Source organism: Candidatus Phytoplasma ziziphi, assembly GCF_003640545.1.
Classification (GTDB): Bacteria; Bacillota_I; Bacilli_A; order Acholeplasmatales; family Acholeplasmataceae; genus Phytoplasma; species Phytoplasma ziziphi.
The window spans coordinates 51299-66935 of sequence record NZ_CP025121.1 but is presented as its reverse complement, the minus strand read 5'-3'; the positions used below and the strand labels follow the sequence as shown (position 1 = coordinate 66935).

Here is a 15637-nt window from a genome sequence, read left to right as displayed (position 1 = left end):
TTCTCAAACTTGAAACAAATAATTTTTTTATTTTATGAAAATATTTTAAACCTTTGGCAAAAAGATTTTTTTATTGGATGCTTTTTTATAAAAATAAAATTTGTATATAAAAAAATAATATTTTTTTATTTTATTAATTTTTTTGTTCCTTTTTGGACTTAATTATATAGCGGATGAGCGAAAATAATATTTATAAATATCTTTTGAAAATAAGAAATTATTTAAAAAACTTAAATGTTTTTTTAAATTTAAAAATGTTCCCTTATTTTCAAAAGATATTTCAATTGTAAAATTACAAATTGCATTAAAAAAGAGCAATTAATTCATTTGAAAATGATTAATTTCGTTTTGAATACTCCTTTAATAATATTTAGATATAAAAAAAGACCTTTCGATTCGAAGATCTTTAAAAGATATTTAATTATTTAAATTTGATGAACTTTTTTAAATAAATGTTTTTTTGCATTACTTTTTGTTTTAATTTGGTGTAAAATTTTAAATATTTTTTACCTTTTGAATTGTTTTTGTTAGTTCCAGATGTGTCAATTTTAGATGCTCTAGATTTGTTTATTCCCTTAATCGCTATTGCTCCAGATGTTCCAATGTGAGATGTTTCAGGCGCTTTTGCGTTTGTCTCTTCAATTAATATTGCTCCAGATTTTTCAACTTCATTATTAGGTGTTTTCCCATATTTCCCAATGTTAGATGTTTCAGGTACTTTTGTGTTTGTTTCTTCAATTAATATTAATCCAGATGTTGCAACTTCATCATTAGGTGTTTGTCCATATTTTCCAATGTTAGATGTTTCAGGTGCTTTTGTGTTTTTTTCTTCAATTAATATTAATCCAGATTTTTCAACTTCATCATTAGTTAGTATTCCTGATGCGCCATTGTTTGGCGTTTCTTTTTTATTTTGTTTTTCAACTACTCCTGCCGCAATAGGAGCGTTTGGAGTTGTTAATTTATTAACCAACCTTAATTTATTAACCAACCAATATTTTAATATCATAAAAATTACAATGATAATCGTAGGTACTACCGCTAAAAGACATATTTTTTGGATTTGAGATTTCATATTTGAGGTATTCTCCTTTACTGAATTTTATTTAAAAAAAAGTTTTTTATTTTTAAAATTAAATTTTGAATTTTTTTTATTATTTTATATAAGAATTGTAGTAAAAAAAATAACTTATATATTCTTTTTCAATAAATAATTTGGGAATCTTTTTTAATTTTATCTTATGTCAAAGAAAAAAGTAAAATCATTTATTTCAAGGAAACTTAGTAATTGACCTTAAATTCGGTTTGTTAATATAAAAGATAACTTTATAAAATTTTTTTAAAATATTTTTTTATTATTTATATTTTTTTATTAATATTGGTATTAATTACTCTTAAGGAGAAATTAAAAACGAAAACAAAAATAACTAACAGCAACAATTCAAATGATATAAACAATGTTAAAAATATTGATATGTTAATATTTTTACAATATTTAAATATCATATTACTGAATGTTTCGCGATATGTTAAAACAAATTGTTTATATCATAAGCATAAGCAAAACGATGTGATATAAATATTAGAAATTAAAGTTTGACGTTCGGGTTGTGTCGTTTATATGATGTTATAGCGCGCTGTTATATTTTTTTAAACAGTTTTTATAAAATTGACTTTTAAAATTTAAATAAATTTAAAAAATAATTTTTAATTTACGTTTGTATTTTAACATAAATAAAACAATAATTAAAATTATTTTTAGAATTTTTTTTGAATGGATATAACAAAATAATTTTTGAAATCTGATATATTTTTAACTCAAAAAAATAAATATTAACAACAAAAAATTCTATATAAAAAAACATTTTAATTTTTATATAGAATTTTTTTACTATTAAATATAAAAAAATTTTTAATCATATTATTATAATTCGCCAAAACTCAATACAAACATAATAATCAAAATTGAATCGTTATGCATCTAAATTTGAAGCCATTTATAATATAGATTATAATAAAATTACGAGTTCAAACTATCAAAAATAATGGTTTCAATTTTTATTTTTTAATGATAAATTTTATTATTTATAATATGTTTTTCCAAGATGGAAATGAAAAAAATTATTTTTTTTATAATAAATAAAATAATAAACGTTTTTTTATTGAATAATATTTAGAAAATTTTTGGAAAAATATTTTGATATATTCTCTAAAGTTAGAACTTTTAAGTTAAATTTTATAAAATAAATTATTAAGGTAATAACTTCGCTATTTAGTATTTTAGATTTTTTTATTTTTAATAATAAAAAAACCAGATTATTTTTGAATATTATAATCTGGTTTAATGGTTTAATTATCGAAAATATTTTACACATATAATTTTTTTATTTTTTTATTCATCTTTTCTTTTTCTTTTTGTTTTTCATAATAAAATACACTTATAGGAAAATAATTATTTTTGGCTATTGTTTTATTAAAATCTTTTTCAAACTAAGAAAATCCTAACCATTTGAAAAATTTAACATAAAGAACCCAAAGATTAGATAAACTATTGCGTAATGCGGCATACAACATTAATGTAACGAAAATAAACATAAAAATAGTTCCTAACCAAACACACTTAAGAATCATTGATATAATTAAAAATATAATAGTTAATAAAAACAATATATTGCAAAAATGATTATCAAAAAAAATGATGTTGGTTCGCCTTTAGTTCGGCCAATTCTTAAATTGGATATAGATTCGGAAACATTAATATTTTCGAGTTCCCCCCTTTATTAGGATCTTTGTAAACAAGCTCACTACCTTTACAAATTTTAAAAACAATATATATTTGTATTCCTATAAAAACAAGGAAAAAATTTATACAAACAATCCATCTTATAAAAAAAATAAAATATTTATTAGGTAATTTCGTTTTAGATATATTTTCTGCGAATATATTATATTCGGGTAGCACTGATAAAATAATAAAGATAATATTCAAAAGTATAACCGTAAAAAAACATATTAATTTAAATAATTTTATTTTTTTCATAATTTTTACTTTTTTTATCCCATTACCAAAATTTTAATTTGGAAAAAGTATCTATAATTCTATAACTAACATCTTTAACCGTATGAACAGATGCTTTAAAAACGCTTTCTGCTGCCATAGCTGTTCCTTTACTGATATTTTTTGCTATATCCAAAGGATTTTCAATTTCTTTATAATTTATCTTTATTAAAAACATTTTTGTCTACTTCATTCAAAATATTTACTGGATAAATAGTTTCTTTTCCGAAAGTTTTGAAACCTTCTAATCCTGCTTTGGCTAAATTATTCACTATTGGAATATCATCAACAAAATCTATACATCCCATCATAAAATCTTCAATAATACTAATAATTTTACTATCTACTTCTAAAGCGTCAGGATTTTGTTCTAAAATATCACCTACAAGATTGGTTAAATTTTCACTAGCGACCCCTGAAACACCAGTAATTACAAAATTATCAACGTTTAAATTCTTAATAGATTTACCAAATACTTTTTTTGCTATTTTTTTCATAATGTTTTTAATTGTAAATTTTTTTGTTTTTTATCGAACTTTTTCAAATAACAGGAAATCAATAATTAACAGATTAATTACAATTTATTTTTATAAATAATACCTTTTTATCTGATAAAATAGTATAAAAATACACTTTGTCTTTTTTATCTTTTTTGGGAAGACTGTATATATACACCCCATCTAATTTTTTAAGTTTTCGATAAGACTTATTTTAGCTTTTTAATGAAAAAGAAAGAACGAATTAAACTAAAAAAACTATATTTTTAATTTTATTTTAGTATTTGTTCGAGTCTCAAATTTTGTCCTAGTTCGAATTATTTTTTTAATGGATAATTCTTAATAATTTCAATAACGTCTGCTCGAGAAAGTTTTTTTTGATAAAATAACTTTTCAGCGATTTTGATTAAAGGAATTTCATTTAATTTGATTAATCGTTGACATTCTTTTTTTAATAGTTCACGATCTTTTGAAATATTTGATGAATTTCGCCTTAATAATTTGTCAGCGTCTTGGTTATCAGCGGAAGAACCATAACCAGCTAGTGATTTTGGCATTTGGCCTTTTGAAGCGATGTTTAATATTATTTTGATTATGGTTTTCTAGATATGTCATTTTAGATGTAATCCTCCCATAAGTATTTGTTTAAAATAGTTTAAACAAATACTTATGTTAATTTTTTTTAAATTTTATTTAATTTTTAAAATAATAATCTTAATTTTGTTGTATCATGTAAGCAGTAAATATCATGTTGTATCATGTTGTATAAAAGAATTGTATTCAAAAAAAAAAAAAAACTTATATGTACCTTTTAAAAGATAATTTTTAAATCTTATTTTTAATCTTATCTGCATATAAAAGAAAAAAATTAAATCATTTATTTTGAAATCAATGATTTAATTTTTAAATTATTAATTTGAAAAAGTTTTATTTTGACAAATTAATGAAGGCTTTTGCTTTTGATTTTATAAAATTTATAAATATAAAAAAATAAAGATTATAAATATTATTATTAATATATTTTGTTTTTTTGTTTACATTGTTAGTTGATTCTACAGGTGCTTTTTTAGTTTCATTATTTTTAATTTTAGTGTTTATGGTTGGTTTCTTTATAGGTTGGGAAAAGTAATTGTTGTATTTCTTAAATTTTTATTAAATTGGATTTTAACTTCTTTGATATTTTTTTTGAATATTTCGAAAATTATATCGTCTTTATCTTTTTGATTTTATAATGGTAGATAATAATTTTTTTAAAAGAAATTTATACTTTTCCTTTATTTAATTTAAATTTATTCCTAATATAAAAAAATAGATCTTTATTTTATGTTGGACAATTTGTTAAAAATCATTTTTGTTGCTTGATTTAATAAAATTTGCTATAATTAAGAATATTTTAGTTGTTGACATTTGCAAAATATATTTATTGTAAGGGGAAGTTTTTTTTAAAATAATTATTTTTTTATTTTATAAAATTATTTTTTTATTTTAAATTATATTTAAATTTAATATTTATTGTTTTTAAAAAAATTTTAAAACAATTGTCAAAGAAATGTTTTAACAAGAAAGAATTTTTATGATTTATGATTTGTATTTTAACTAGTAATCGCTGTTCTTCATGTAAAAAAGCTAAGAAATGGCTAGATTTACATCATGTTCATTATCAAGAAAAGAATTTAAGTAGTTGTCAATTAACTGAAGAAGATATTGATGTAATTTTACATTATGATAATATAGACTTTACAAGTATAATATCTACTCGCTCTAAACTTTTTAAAAAACAAAAAAATGATTTATTTTCAATGACTATTAAAGAAATCAAAAAATTTATTATAAAAAATCCTTCTATTTGTAAAAAACCTATTATTTATGATGAAAAATCTATTGTTATAGGTTATAATAAAGAAGATATTAGAATTTTTATGCCTAAAAATTTACGTCAATATATAATCCAAAATAATCTTAATACAGAACAAAATGATGACTATATGTCTAGAATTAAAAATTATTTTAATTCTAATTGATTTCATTGAGTAATAATTGAAAAGTTAAAAATATTTTAATAAATAGTAAAAAATAGTAAAAAATAATTTAATATAAGAATAAAGTTGAACAATTGTAATAGAATTTTATAACTTTGTAATTTATTTTTGAAATTTTTGATAAAAAAGAGTATTTAGGATGATTTTTTTTAAATTAATAAAATTTTTGAGTTTGTTGTTTTCTTTTTTGTATTATTTTTTTTTATTTATTGTTTTTTATTTTATTTTTATGAATATTTGTAATTATTTTTTTCCTAAGTACACTCATAAATTTATGTTTTTTAATATTTGTTATGTATCTAGCGGAAGTATGTCGCCAGACATTAAAAAAAATGATTTAGTCGTTGTTATAAAATTAACCGTTGAAGAGTGTGAAAATTTAAAACCACGTGATCATGTAGTTTTTTATGTCGATAAACAATTTAGAACAAATTATATATTGAAGCAAAATCCTTTCGTATTGCATGAGATACAAGAAAATAATAAAACAGATAAATTTATTACAACTAAAGGCATTGCTAATAAAGAAATATTAGATTTCGAAAAAAAAATCAGTTATGAAGATGTTTTATATAAGGTTGTCAAAAAGATACCATTATCAAAAATTATAGATAAGAGGAAGTGGAAAGTTTTATCATTGATTTCTCCTTTTTTGATTATTATTTTTTTAATATTTAAAGGTTCTAATGTTTTAAAATTTTTCAAATCTCAATATTTAAAACTTTTATGTTCTTATAAATAGCGATTAGAAGTAAAATTTATTATTTTTTATGAATAATTTTCAAAAATATTTGATTTATATTTAAATATCCAAAAGATGATTATTCAAGATTATAATTTTTATAATTAATTTAGATTAATTATTTTACTATAATAAATAGTAATAGGATGTAAAAAGTTGGATTTTATTAACGAATTTGAATTATTTTTAAGAATCGAATGCAACTATTCGTTTTTAACTATTAAGAGTTATATTCATGATGTAAAAGAATTTCAAAATTTTTTGTTTCAAAAAAAAATAGAATTTAATTTATCAACATTATCTCAAGAAAATGAAGCTCGTTATTTTGTTTCTTATTTGAGTAATGAAAATTTTTCTAACATTAGCATTATGAGAAAAATTTCTTCCTTAAGAACTTTTTATAATTTTTTAATTGAAAGATATAATATAAAACATAATATTTTTAAATTAATTAAATTAAAAAAAAATCCTAGAAAATTACCATCAATTTTATCTGAATCTTTTATCCAAAAATTATTTGATTCTATTGATATAACAAAACTTTTAGGTTATAGAAATTATATTATTTTAGATTTACTTTATAGTTGTGGTTTGAGGATAAGTGAATTAATTAATTTAAAAATAAAAAATGTTTATTTGAATAATAGTCAAATTTTAATTTATGGTAAAGGAAAAAAAGAAAGATTTTTGCCTCTTCATAAAAATTTAGTTAAAATGATAAAATATTATTTGTCAAATGTTAGAAATAAATTTGTAGATGAAAAAAATAAATCGAATAAACAAAAAAATGATTTTTTATTAATAAATTATAAAGGTACACCTTTAAGCAGTAAAGGAGTTAGATTTATTTTAAATAAATTAAGTCTTCAAACCGGAGAAAAAGTTGCGTTATATCCTCACGCTTTAAGACATGCGTTCGCTACTATTTTAGTAAATAACGGAGCAGATTTAAGAGTCGTTCAAGAATTGTTAGGGCACGCTAATTTGAAAACAACTCAAATTTATACTTATATTTCTGATATTTTTTTAAAAAATAAATTTTTAGAAAATCATCCTAGGAATTTTGACAAAAAAATAAATAAAAAAACAAAAAGGTAAATTAATGTGAATAATAAAGTCAAATTTTTTTTCAAAATTGTAACTTCTTTTAAAGATAAAGGTATTAATTTACCTCGAAGACAAACTATTTTTAGCGCAGGATATGATTTCGAATCTGCTATTTCTATTATTATCAAACCTAAAGAATTAGTTTTGATTCCGACAGGGATAAAAGCTTGCTTCGATTCGAATAAAGTTTTGTGTATTTATCCTAGATCTTCTTTATATTTAAAAAAAAGGTTAATTATGCCTAATAGTGTAGGCATTATAGATAGTGATTATTATAATAATTTAAAAAATGAAGGACATATTTTTATTCCTTTATATAATTTATCTAATGAAGAAGTAAGTATTGAAAAAAATGAAAGAATAGCGCAAGGAATTTTACAAGATTTTTATTTGACTAATGATGATTCAGTCGAAAGTAATAAGATTCGTGAAAATGGATTCGGAAGTACTAATTGAAAATTTTAATATAAATTCAAATTTAAATTATAAAAAAATAAAAATATGTTAAAATAAATTAGATTAGGATTAAACAAATATTTTTTAAAAAAATATAAAATTAATAATATAAATTGAATTTTATTTAAGATTTTAGATTAATAATGAGTTTAATTTTTTTAAAAATTTATTTATCATTGATAATTTAAATATTCTAAATTTTTATAAAAATCTAAATAGGAGTTAATTTTCGCTTTTATGTCATCTGTCGTTTCTATTAAACAATTATTAGGATCAGGAATTCATTTTGGTAGCGCAGTAAGAAAATGTCACTATAAAATGAAACCTTTTCTTTTTTCAAACGAAAACGGAGTACCTATTGTAAGAAATAGAATCCATATTATAGACCTTAGGAAATCAATTGAAGCCATTGAATCTGTTTATGTTAAAATAGTAGAATTAATTAAAAATAATGGCAAAATTTTATTTTTAGGAACAAAAAAACAAATTCGTGAAATTATTCAACAAGAAGCTGAAAGAGCAAAACAATATTATGTTTCATATAGATGGTTAGGCGGAACTTTCACTAATTTTCAAACTATTTTTAAAAGAATTAATTTTTTAAAAGATTTATATAAACAAGAAAAAGATGGTTTATGGTCTGGTTTATCTAAAAAAGAAATTATGACTTTAACAAGAAAAAGAGAAAAATTAGAAAAATTTTTAGGCGGAATTAAAGATATGAATCAATTACCGCAAGCTATTTTTGTTGCAGATGTTAAAAAAGATGTAATAGCTATTACTGAAGCACGTAAATTAAATATTAAAGTTTTTGGTATTATTGATAGTGATTGTGACCCTGATTTAGTTGATTATATTATTCCTGCTAATAATGACGCTATCAAAGGAGTTAAGTTAGTAACTTCTATTATCGCGAATGCTGTAGTTGAAGCTGAGACAAGCATGAATAATGCTAAAATTAATTTACAAAATACAAAAGAAAAAGAAAAATTAGAATCAAAACAACCAAGTATAAAATAATATTTTTTTATTATATGTTACATTAAAGTTTTTTAATTATATTTTAATTAAAATGTATTACATAAAAAAAGATGTCTAATAACATCTTTTTTTATGTAAATTTTTTATAATTTGATCTAAAATTAAGTAAAATATTTTTTAATTACGATTTTAAAATAAAATAATTTTTAGTTTTTAAAAAATAAAAAAGGAAATAAAAAAATTATGAAAATAACACTTAAAATGATCAAAGAATTAAGACAAAAAACACAAGCAGGAATAACTCATTGTAAAACAGCTTTAGAAGAGACTCAAGGAGATATTGAAGCTGCAATTGAATTATTGAAAAAAAAAGGTATTTTTTCTTATAATCCGGATAAAAAGAAAGAAACTTTAGAAGGTTTAACGAATGTCGTTGTTAAAGGCAATAAAGCTATTTTATATGAGTTGAATACTGAAACAGATTTTGTAGCTAAAAATGAACATTTTATTGATTTATATAATCAATTAGAAAAAATTTTATTAGAAGCTGATTCTTCTATTAAAAATTTAGATGATTTTTTAAGATATCAATGGAACGGAAAAAGCATTGAAGAATTAATTTCAGAAAAAACTTTTATTATTAAAGAACAAATTGTTTTATCACGCATTCAAATAATTTATAAAAAAGACGAAGAAGGGTTTGGTTTTTATAAACATCAAGGAGGAAAAATTTCTTCTTTAGTTCATTTAACTAAATCTTCTGCTGACGCTGAAGAACATTTGCCTGTTCATATAGTTGGTATGAAACCTAAATTTTTAAATAAAGAGTCAGTAGATAACGATTTTATAAATAAAGAAAAAGAAAATTTATTAGAACAAATTAAACAAAAGAATAGTCGTAAACCATTGACGGATCAATTATTAGAAAAAATAATAGAAAATAATTTAAACGCTTTAATCGAAAAAAATTGTTTATTAGAACAACCTTTTTATATGGAAAGTAATCAAAACATAAGAGAATATTTAGCACATAACAAAACTGATATTATTGCTTATTATTGTTTCGAAGTGGGAAAAAAATGATTTTTAAAAATTAATTAATTTTTGTTTATTATTATAAAAAAATAAGATAAATATTAAGAAAAGAATTTTTATCTTAAAAGGAGTAAATTAATGTTCAAAAGGATTCTTTTAAAATTAAGTGGAGAGGCATTAAAAGGAGAAGATTTTAACATTAATCCTCAAATAGTTAAGGCAATTGCTGAAGAAATAAAAGAAATTAAAAACTTAGGTATCGAAATTGTAATTATTGTTGGTGCTGGTAATATTTGGCGTGGTTTGGTAGGTCAAGAGTTAGGAATGGAACGTAGTCGTTCTGATTATATGGGAATGCTAGGAACTCTTATTAATTCTTTAGCTTTACAAGATGCTTTAAATAATTTAAAAATTCAAACAAGAGTGATGACATCTTTTCCTGTTATTGCGGTTGCAGAACCATATATCAAAGAAAAAGCTTTAAGACATTTAAACAAAGGAAGAGTTCTGATTTTAGGAACTGGGCTAGGTTTACCTTTTTTTTCAACAGATACTGCTGCAGCTCTTAGAGCAGTAGAATTGGATGTAGATGTTATTTTGATGGCAAAAAATGGTGTCGAAGGCGTTTATAATAAAGATCCTAAAAAACATAAAGATGCTTTTTTATTAAAACAAATTGATTATAAAGAAATTTTAGCTCAAAGATTAAATATTATGGATATGACTGCCGTGTCTTTGTGTTGGGAAAATAAGGTTGATATTTTAGTTTTTGATATGAATATAAAAGGAAATATTAAAAAAATTATTTTAAAAGAAAAAATAGGTACTTTGATCACTTCTAAGAGGGATAAAAATGAAAGATTTAGCGAAGTTAATTTTTGAAAATTTAGAAAAGAAAATGTTACAAGCTCAAGAAGTAATGTTATCTAAATTTACTAATATTCGAACAGGGATAGCTAATCCTAAAATTTTAGATAAAATAGCTATTGATTATTATAATGAAAAAATGTCTTTAAAAAATATTAGTACTATTAGCGTTTCAGAAGGAAACCAAATTAATATTAAACCATTTGACAATAGTATTATTGGAGAAATTTCTAAAGCTATTTTAAATTCTGATTTAGGAATAACGCCACAAGATGATGGTCAAGTTGTAAAATTAGTTTTTCCGCGGCCAACAGAAGATAAAAGAAAAATTTTAATTAAAGAAGTTGATAAAATAGCAGAACAAGCTAAAATTTCAATAAGAAATATTATTCGTCAAGGTAAAAAAACAAAATTAAATGAAACAGATACATTAGAAGATCATTTTTCTAAAGATATACAAAATTTAAATAATAAATTTATTAAATTAGTTGATACAGATACAATTAAGAAAAAAAATGAATTGTTGAAAATTTAAAAATGAAAAAACAAATATCTTTTAACAAAATTTATATTGGATTAGTTTTATTTTTAATAACTTTATGTTTTTATTGTATTTCTGATCTAAATTTTTTTACTAATTTTTGTTTATTTGGTATTTTTGTAATTATGATAGGTTCTGTCAAAGAAGTATTAAATGCGACGAAATTAACAAAAAGTAAATTTTTACAAATTATTTTGTTTATTTTTGTTTTTTTATTTTTTTGTTATTTTTTATCTTTTTTGTTGAATTTTTTTCATAACAAGAACGATGGATCGGTTTTTTCGTCTGAAGAACAACCGATTATAAAATTATTACAAAAAATATTTGCGCAAGAATATTTTTTATTTTGTTTTTTGTTTTTTTTGATTTGTTTATGGATATGTTTTTTATTTATTCATAAGTTTAGAACAGAAAATTTAAATTTTTTTTTATTAATTTTATTATATATTGTTTTTTCTAGTGCTTGTTTTTTTACTTTAGTTTGTTTAGATTATAAATGGTTTCTTTATCTTTTTATTATTACTATTTCTAGTGATAGTTTCGCTTTTTTAGGCGGAATTTTATTTGGTAAAAATCTTTTATATCCGAGTGTTAGTCCTAAAAAAACTTGGGAAGGTTTTTTTTGTGGTGTTATAGTTTCGTTTATTATTATTTTATGTTGTTTCGGATTTAAAACGATACCATTTTGGTTTTTTACTTTTTTTAGCTGCATTATGTCTCAATTTGGAGATCTTATCTCTTCTAAATTGAAAAGAGATTTTTCAATTAAAGATTTCGGAAGTATAATACCAGGACATGGCGGTTTATTAGATCGTTTTGATTCTTTATTATTTTTATCTTTTTGTGTTATAGGTTTATTAAGTTATCCTTATATATATAATAATATTTCTTTAAAATAATAAGTTAAAAAATAAAAAAATTCAAAATAAAAAAATATTATTTATTTTTTATTTTGAATTTTTTTTAAAAAATTAAACTCTTTGTACTTTTAATTTTTTTAATGCGCGGGCTGATATGTAAACTTTTATCTTTACACCCTTTTCATTTATAATTTTTACTTTTTGCAAATTAGCTTTTTGTGTTCTTCTAGTAGCGTTCATTGCATGACTACGTCTATTCCCGAATAATGTTGTTTTTTGTGTAATATAACATTTACTCATAATATTTTTACTTTTATCCTTGTTCTAATCTTAATTGTAATATATCTCTTATTATAATATATTTTTATTAAAAAAACATATTTAGTTTTTATAAATTAAGATATATAAGGTTTTATTCAATCTTAAAACAATATTTTGAAATATTTCAACTATGTTATAATATAATTAGTTTTTATTTATTTAAAAAAATTAAAATAATATAAATAATTATTTTTAATTTATCGAAATAATTAGTAATATAAATTATCAAAACAATAAAGGATTTTATAATATAAAATGACAGAATACAGAATTATAGATGGCGATTTATTTAAAAAAATGATTATAAACGGCGCTTTTAATTTGAAAAAAAATCACCAACAAATCAATGATTTAAACGTTTTTCCTGTTCCTGATGGCGATACTGGTACTAATATGCAAATGACTATGATGGAAGGAGTTAAAAAACTTCAATTAATAAATGATTCTTCTATTATTACAGTAACTAAAGTTTTAGCTGATGCTTTATTAATGGGTTCGAAAGGAAATTCAGGAGTTATTTTATCACAATTTTTTTCTGGAATTCATGATTACATTGATCGTTTACAAAAGAATAAAATTAATGTTGAAGAATTTATTTCTTCTTTGGTTAATGGTTACCAAAAAGCTTATGAAGCAGTAATTGAACCAGTAGAAGGAACTATTTTGACTGTTTTAAGAGAATCTATCGAAGAAACTGTAAAACAAAAAGAAGAAATTAAAACTATTAAGCAAGTTATCCAAATAACTATTGAAAATGCTAAAATTTCTTTACAAAAAACTCCTAATTTATTACCTGTTTTAAAAAAATCAAAAGTAGTTGATAGCGGTGGGGCTGGTTTTATTTTCATTTTAGAAGGAATGTTATTATATTTAGATAATGTTGAATTAGAAAATGATGATGTTCAAGATTTTGATTTAAAATCGAATCATGATATTCATGAAATAAGTGATTTCAAAAATCAGTATTGTACAGAATTTATTATTAAATTAAATAATTTAGATAAATTCGATATTAATAATTACAAAAAACAAATGAGTTATTATGGAGATTCTTTAATTTTATTTAAAAATAATGATTTATTAAAAATTCATATTCATACTAATAATCCAGATGATGTTTTACAGAATTTATTATTGCATGGTCAATTGATAAAATCAAAAGTTGATGATATGAAAAAACAACATTCTGAATTTATTGCTAATAATAAAAACGAAAATAAAGAAGATTTAGTTAAATATTCTATTATTACTTTTGTTTCTGAATACGAAGAGAAAGAAGTTTTTGATACTTTGAAAGAATTACAATCTGATTTTGTTATTAATTTAAAGACAAAAGATTTTTCAATAGAAAATTTGAACAAAATAATTAATAAAGTTGATGCCGAAAATATAGTATTATTTCCAAATGAACCTAAAGTAATCTCTATTATCGAGGAAGTTTGTAAATTATATCCTCAACTTAAAATACAAATTATACCGACCGAAAGTATTCATGAAATTTATAGCGCTCTTTTAGTTTTTAATAAAACTATTTCTTTAAAAGAAAATTTGGATAATATTCAAAAAAATATGAAAAAGGTTAAATTAGGTAAGATTTTGAATTTTAAAAAAGAACAAATTAATTTAGATATTTTTTCATCAATTTTCGAAAATAAAACTATAGAAAGCGATAAAGATTTAATTTTATTAGTTAAAAATTTATTAAAAAAAATGATTAGTTCGAAAAATAATTTTTTGACTATTTTTTATCATAAAGAAAATGTATTTGAGAAAAATTTAGAAAAAATAGAATTATTTTTGGAAAAAGAATTTCCTAATTTAGAAATAGAGAAAATTAAAAATAATAATAATATTTATCCTTATGTTTTTGTGTTAGAATAATATTAATTTTTGATTTATTTTGAATACTTAGAATTTATTTTTTCGCTAATAAAATATAAATTTTTAAGATTTTTAAAAAAATAATAAGATTTTGTTTTATTATTTTTTTGTGGATATGGCGGAATGGTATACGCGCATGTTTGAGGGATATGTGAATTTTATTCTTATGAGTTCGAGTCTCATTATCCACACCACATTTTAAATTTTATTAATAAATAAAACAAAATTATTTTTAATAATTTTAATTCTGAAATAAATTTGAAATTAATTTAACAAGATATGTTCGTGTTGAAGTATAAGTTATTAAAAGTAATTTTGTTTTTTTATTCAAAAAAAGTTATTTTTTGTTATAATTTTAAATTATTATAAAAAAATTAATAAAAAGAAAGAGGCCTTATTATTATTAAAAAAAGATTATTTTTTTTTGATATAGATGATACTTTGTATTGTAATGAAAAAAAAAGAGTTTTACCACAAACTAAGAAGTTAATCGAGGAGTTGTCTAAAAATCCTAATATAGTTTTAGGTATCGCTACTGGAAGAAATCATGCTAATTTAGATGTTATTAGTGATTTATTACCTTGTTTTAAATATTTAGTTTTGATTAATGGCGCTTTAGTTTTAGAAGATAAACAAATTATTGATGAGAATCCGATTCCTGTTGATTATATTAAAAAATTTTTAGAAGGAGTTAAATTGCATTCTCAATATAAACTTGTAGGCGCGGCTATAAGCATGGATAAATCATCGTGTTTTTATCAAGATCAATTACATCAAACGGAAATTATTAAATATTGGCAAACAAAATTCGATATTTCTGTTGATAATGAATTTTATTTAAAAGAAAAAGTTTTTATGTTGAATTTGTTCGGAGAAGAAAAAATAAAAATGAAATCTTTTTTAGATGAGTTAGATTTGTTCAAAACTTATTATTGGGATAGTCATGTTGATTTGACAATGAAAAATATTAATAAATTTCATGGAATTCAAAAAATTAAAGAAAAATATCCTGGTTACGAAGTAATTTGTGTAGGAGACGGTTGTAATGATAAAGAAATGTTGGAACGCGCTGATATAGGTATCGCGATGGGTAATTGCGAATATGAAGAAGTTAGACAACAAGCGAATTTAATATCCGATTATATTATCGATGATAAAATGTATGATTTTTTTAAAAAACATGATTTAGTTTAATAATTTATTATTTTAAAAAATTATGAAATAAATTTTTATTTTATAATTTTTTTCTTAT

At 20.9% G+C, this 15637-nt stretch carries 16 protein-coding genes and 1 tRNA gene; 12 read left to right on the top strand and 5 right to left on the bottom strand.

Features of this window, described 5'->3' with window-relative positions; translation table 11 throughout:
* Positions 1 to 421: 421 nt before the first annotated feature.
* The 4 genes from CWO85_RS00435 to CWO85_RS00410 all read right to left on the bottom strand — a co-directional run bounded on the left by CWO85_RS00435 (position 422) and on the right by CWO85_RS00410 (position 4112).
* Positions 422 to 1075 (bottom strand): hypothetical protein, encoded by a 654-nt coding sequence (locus CWO85_RS00435; RefSeq protein WP_121463741.1) that lies wholly within the window; start codon positions 1073 to 1075, stop codon positions 422 to 424.
* Between the two features lie 1987 nt (positions 1076 to 3062).
* Positions 3063 to 3236, bottom strand: coding sequence for a hypothetical protein (locus CWO85_RS03590; protein ID WP_161554964.1), 174 nt, complete (start codon positions 3234 to 3236; stop codon positions 3063 to 3065).
* Complete coding sequence (locus tag CWO85_RS00415; protein ID WP_121463738.1) at positions 3211 to 3555, bottom strand: hypothetical protein; 345 nt, start codon at positions 3553 to 3555, stop codon at positions 3211 to 3213. The genes CWO85_RS03590 and CWO85_RS00415 overlap by 26 nt, the downstream gene beginning before the upstream one ends.
* A gap of 317 nt (positions 3556 to 3872) precedes the next feature.
* Positions 3873 to 4112 carry a hypothetical protein gene (locus tag CWO85_RS00410; protein ID WP_121463737.1) on the bottom strand — a complete coding sequence of 80 codons (240 nt, stop codon included), beginning with the start codon at positions 4110 to 4112 and terminating at the stop codon, positions 3873 to 3875.
* 1023 nt (positions 4113 to 5135) lie between these two features.
* Between CWO85_RS00410 and CWO85_RS00405 the strand changes: the two genes are divergently transcribed.
* The 9 genes from CWO85_RS00405 to CWO85_RS00365 all read left to right on the top strand — a co-directional run bounded on the left by CWO85_RS00405 (position 5136) and on the right by CWO85_RS00365 (position 12222).
* The gene (locus tag CWO85_RS00405; protein ID WP_121463736.1) at positions 5136 to 5576 is read left to right on the top strand and encodes a Spx/MgsR family RNA polymerase-binding regulatory protein; all 441 of its coding nucleotides are present in this window, start codon (positions 5136 to 5138) and stop codon (positions 5574 to 5576) included.
* Between the two features lie 292 nt (positions 5577 to 5868).
* On the top strand, positions 5869 to 6336 hold the full coding sequence (locus tag CWO85_RS00400; protein WP_161554963.1) for a S24/S26 family peptidase: 468 nt from the start codon (positions 5869 to 5871) through the stop codon (positions 6334 to 6336).
* Positions 6337 to 6492: 156 nt separating this feature from the next.
* The gene (locus tag CWO85_RS00395) at positions 6493 to 7434 is read left to right on the top strand and encodes a tyrosine-type recombinase/integrase (protein WP_121463734.1); all 942 of its coding nucleotides are present in this window, start codon (positions 6493 to 6495) and stop codon (positions 7432 to 7434) included.
* 6 nt (positions 7435 to 7440) lie between these two features.
* The gene (locus tag CWO85_RS00390) at positions 7441 to 7899 is read left to right on the top strand and encodes a dCTP deaminase/dUTPase family protein (RefSeq protein ID WP_121463733.1); all 459 of its coding nucleotides are present in this window, start codon (positions 7441 to 7443) and stop codon (positions 7897 to 7899) included.
* Between the two features lie 237 nt (positions 7900 to 8136).
* Positions 8137 to 8919 carry a 30S ribosomal protein S2 gene (gene rpsB, locus CWO85_RS00385; protein ID WP_121463732.1) on the top strand — a complete coding sequence of 261 codons (783 nt, stop codon included), beginning with the start codon at positions 8137 to 8139 and terminating at the stop codon, positions 8917 to 8919.
* Between the two features lie 204 nt (positions 8920 to 9123).
* Positions 9124 to 9963 carry a translation elongation factor Ts gene (gene tsf / locus CWO85_RS00380; protein ID WP_121463731.1) on the top strand — a complete coding sequence of 280 codons (840 nt, stop codon included), beginning with the start codon at positions 9124 to 9126 and terminating at the stop codon, positions 9961 to 9963.
* 90 nt (positions 9964 to 10053) lie between these two features.
* On the top strand, positions 10054 to 10797 hold the full coding sequence (gene pyrH, locus CWO85_RS00375; protein ID WP_121463730.1) for a UMP kinase: 744 nt from the start codon (positions 10054 to 10056) through the stop codon (positions 10795 to 10797).
* Complete coding sequence (locus tag CWO85_RS00370; RefSeq protein ID WP_121463729.1) at positions 10769 to 11317, top strand: ribosome-recycling factor; 549 nt, start codon at positions 10769 to 10771, stop codon at positions 11315 to 11317. Before pyrH ends, CWO85_RS00370 begins: the two co-directional genes overlap by 29 nt.
* A 2-nt stretch (positions 11318 to 11319) precedes the next feature.
* A complete protein-coding gene (locus CWO85_RS00365) occupies positions 11320 to 12222 on the top strand; it encodes a phosphatidate cytidylyltransferase (protein WP_121463728.1) in 903 nt (300 codons plus the stop codon).
* A gap of 72 nt (positions 12223 to 12294) precedes the next feature.
* Here the strand turns inward: CWO85_RS00365 and rpmB are convergent, their stop codons facing one another.
* A complete protein-coding gene (gene rpmB / locus CWO85_RS00360; protein WP_121463727.1) occupies positions 12295 to 12483 on the bottom strand; it encodes a 50S ribosomal protein L28 in 189 nt (62 codons plus the stop codon).
* Positions 12484 to 12759: 276 nt separating this feature from the next.
* Here rpmB and CWO85_RS00355 point away from each other — a divergent pair, with 276 nt between their 5' ends.
* The 3 genes from CWO85_RS00355 (at position 12760) to CWO85_RS00345 (ending at position 15579) form a co-directional block, all read left to right on the top strand.
* Positions 12760 to 14385, top strand: a complete 1626-nt coding sequence (locus CWO85_RS00355) for a DAK2 domain-containing protein (RefSeq protein ID WP_121463726.1) — start codon at positions 12760 to 12762, stop codon at positions 14383 to 14385.
* A gap of 109 nt (positions 14386 to 14494) precedes the next feature.
* Positions 14495 to 14579, top strand: a tRNA-Leu gene (locus CWO85_RS00350).
* 202 nt (positions 14580 to 14781) lie between these two features.
* A complete protein-coding gene (locus CWO85_RS00345) occupies positions 14782 to 15579 on the top strand; it encodes an HAD family hydrolase (protein WP_121463725.1) in 798 nt (265 codons plus the stop codon).
* Positions 15580 to 15637: the final 58 nt, after the last annotated feature.